4 protein-coding genes are annotated in these 2601 nt (G+C 54.9%); 3 read left to right on the forward strand and 1 reads right to left on the reverse strand.

Annotated features, from left to right (window positions below; all coding sequences use genetic code 11):
* Window positions 1-461: response regulator (locus AC2FNU_RS24525; RefSeq protein ID WP_496794144.1), on the forward strand; the 461-nt coding region annotated here is incomplete at its 5' end.
* Here the strand turns inward: AC2FNU_RS24525 and AC2FNU_RS24530 are convergent.
* Window positions 462-1055, reverse strand: a complete 594-nt coding sequence (locus tag AC2FNU_RS24530) for a sulfotransferase family protein (RefSeq protein WP_496794149.1) — start codon at window positions 1053-1055, stop codon at window positions 462-464.
* Between the two features lie 192 nt (window positions 1056-1247).
* Here AC2FNU_RS24530 and recA point away from each other — a divergent pair, with 192 nt between their 5' ends.
* Complete coding sequence (recA, locus tag AC2FNU_RS24535; RefSeq protein ID WP_496794153.1) at window positions 1248-2315, forward strand: recombinase RecA; 1068 nt, start codon at window positions 1248-1250, stop codon at window positions 2313-2315.
* A 177-nt stretch (window positions 2316-2492) separates the two neighbouring features.
* Window positions 2493-2601 (forward strand): alanine--tRNA ligase-related protein (locus AC2FNU_RS24540; protein WP_496794158.1); only part of this gene is annotated, 109 nt, incomplete at its 3' end.

Genomic DNA, 2601 nt, shown 5'->3' on the forward strand with positions numbered 1-2601 from the left:
GTACGGAGTTTACGGTCTTTCTGCCGGTGTGCGCGACCGCTGAAGAGATTGAGATCAAGACCCCGGCAAAACCTGACACGCAAAGCACTCGGCAAGGCGAGGGGGTGGTGCTGCTGGTCGAAGACGAGGCACCGGTCCGCGCCTTTGCCACCCGCGCGCTGCGATTGAAGGGCTATACCGTTCTCGAAGCGGATTCGGCGGAAGAGGCGCTGAAGCTTCTCGAAGACGCGTCATTGAACGTAGATGTCTTTGTAACCGATGTGGTCATGCCGGGTATGGACGGGCCTACCTGGGTCCGCAAAGCGCGGGAAACGCGCCCAAACGCGCGGGTTGTGTTTGTTTCAGGATATACCGAGGGCGCATTCGGCGAGTCCGGACCGGGCATTTCAAACTCAACTTTCTTGCCCAAACCCTTCTCGCTCAATCAGTTGACCGAGGCTGTCTTTCAGCAAATGAACTGATCAAAGCGCTTCGCGATGAATGGCAAACTCCGCTGCATGTGTCTTAAGGAATTGGCTTTCAGTACCCGGCGAAAGGCTCAGATCCCCAGCGGGCGACACGTTTTCACGTGACAAGTCGATGTCCATGTTCAGACGCGTTTGCAAGAAGTCCAATATCCCGGTCTGGTTTTCATACTTGAAGATATGAGTCGCTCCACGCCCATTGCTACGGGTACGGAAAAACTGGCTTTGGCTTCCAACATCGGCAAATTCGGGGCGTGGGTTTTGCATATAGGCTTGAACAAACCTGTCAAAACTCATGTCGCGTGTGGAATGGGGGTGGCCGATCAGGTCTTCGCGACTGCGAAACCGATACCAACTGCCCAGCCAGTCGATGGGTTCGCGTACAACGGCCATGATTTCCATTTCCGTGTCGTACATTTTCAAAAACATGTTTTGAAAAAAGCGATCAAACCGGCGCACCGGTGCGTGTTTCAGTTCCGGTGGGTGTGTGACAACAAGATCAGCTCGGTCACGCAAGGCCGTGTGATAAGCCGTGCTTCCAGTCTTGGGAACGGCAAGAAAAGCCAGACGCTCTTCAAAGAAAACAAGCATGTACCGCGCCCCGCTTTGTCCTGAGTATTTGGGCAGATTGTCGTAAACGACTCTTTAACACAATTGCAGAAGAGTGAGTTCTGTAAGTTTTAGTTGAAATGTTCTCTTTTTGGTCCCATAAGGAACAAGAGGCGAACAAAGCAGCGATTGCCGCCCGATCAAGGGTGTGACAAAAGGGAAGGCGACAGGACAATGGCGGATCTTCTGACAATGAGCGACAAGAAAAACGCAGACAAGCAAAAGGCGCTCGACAGCGCGCTGGCCCAGATCGAACGGCAGTTCGGCAAAGGTTCGATCATGAAGCTGGGCGAAGGTGCCAAGCAGGACATCGACGCAAGCTCGACCGGCTCACTTGGTCTGGACATCGCGCTGGGAATCGGCGGTCTGCCGATGGGGCGGATTGTTGAGATTTACGGCCCGGAAAGCTCGGGCAAGACAACGCTGACGCTGCATTGCATCGCAGAGCAGCAAAAGCGTGGCGGCGTCTGTGCCTTTGTGGATGCGGAACACGCATTGGACCCGCAATATGCCCGCAAGCTGGGCGTTGATTTGGATGAGCTTCTGATTTCGCAGCCGGACACGGGCGAACAGGCTCTGGAAATCACCGATACACTGGTGCGGTCTGGCGCGGTCAACATGGTCGTGGTCGACTCGGTGGCGGCGCTGACGCCGAAATCCGAGCTTGAAGGCGATATGGGCGACAGCAATGTTGGCGTTCAGGCCCGTCTGATGAGCCAGGCGATGCGGAAACTGACCGGTTCGATCAGCCGTTCGAATTGTATGGTGATCTTCATCAACCAGATCCGGATGAAAATTGGTGTGATGTTCGGCAGCCCGGAAACCACCACCGGTGGTAACGCGCTGAAGTTCTATAGCTCTGTGCGTCTGGATATCCGCCGCATCGGCGCGATCAAGGACCGGGACGAGGTTGTCGGCAACCAAACACGCGTCAAGGTCGTAAAGAACAAGGTTGCACCGCCCTTCAAGCAGGTCGAATTCGACATCATGTACGGCGAAGGTATCTCGAAAATGGGTGAGCTGCTGGATCTGGGTGTCAAAGCTGGCGTGGTCGAGAAATCGGGGTCGTGGTTCAGCTATGGCGATGAGCGGATCGGGCAGGGGCGTGAGAACGCCAAGCAATATTTGCGTGACAACAGCCGGATCGCCTTGGACATTGAAGACAAGATCCGCGCTGCACATGGGCTGGATTTCGATATGCCACCGGGTGCTGTCGAGGATGATGACATCCTCGAAGCGTGACGGTCGTTGATTGGAAAACCGGAAGTCCGGTTATTTCCAAACGAAAGTAGGTAAGAACGAAACAAGGCGGTCCATTGGACCGCCTTGCTGCATTCTGGCGCACCTCTGCTGTGGACACTTTTCTGACAGGGGGATAAACCTGCGGTGACCAAGATTTATGTGCGCCGAGAGAGCCCTATGCCAACCCTGAACGATATCCGATCGACCTTTCTGAACTACTTTGAAAAACAGGGGCATGAGGTTGTGGCATCCAGCCCGCTGGTGCCGCGCAACGACCCAACGCTGA

This window comes from Ruegeria sp. BHSB064, from assembly GCF_059613205.1.

What these genes read in the sequence shown, in the direction of transcription:
- recA (WP_496794153.1), top strand. Translation starts at nt 1,248, where the DNA reads ATGGCGGATCTTCTGACAATGAGCGACAAGAAAAACGCAGACAAGCAA.
- AC2FNU_RS24530 (WP_496794149.1), bottom strand. Translation starts at nt 1,055, where the DNA reads ATGCTTGTTTTCTTTGAAGAGCGTCTGGCTTTTCTTGCCGTTCCCAAG.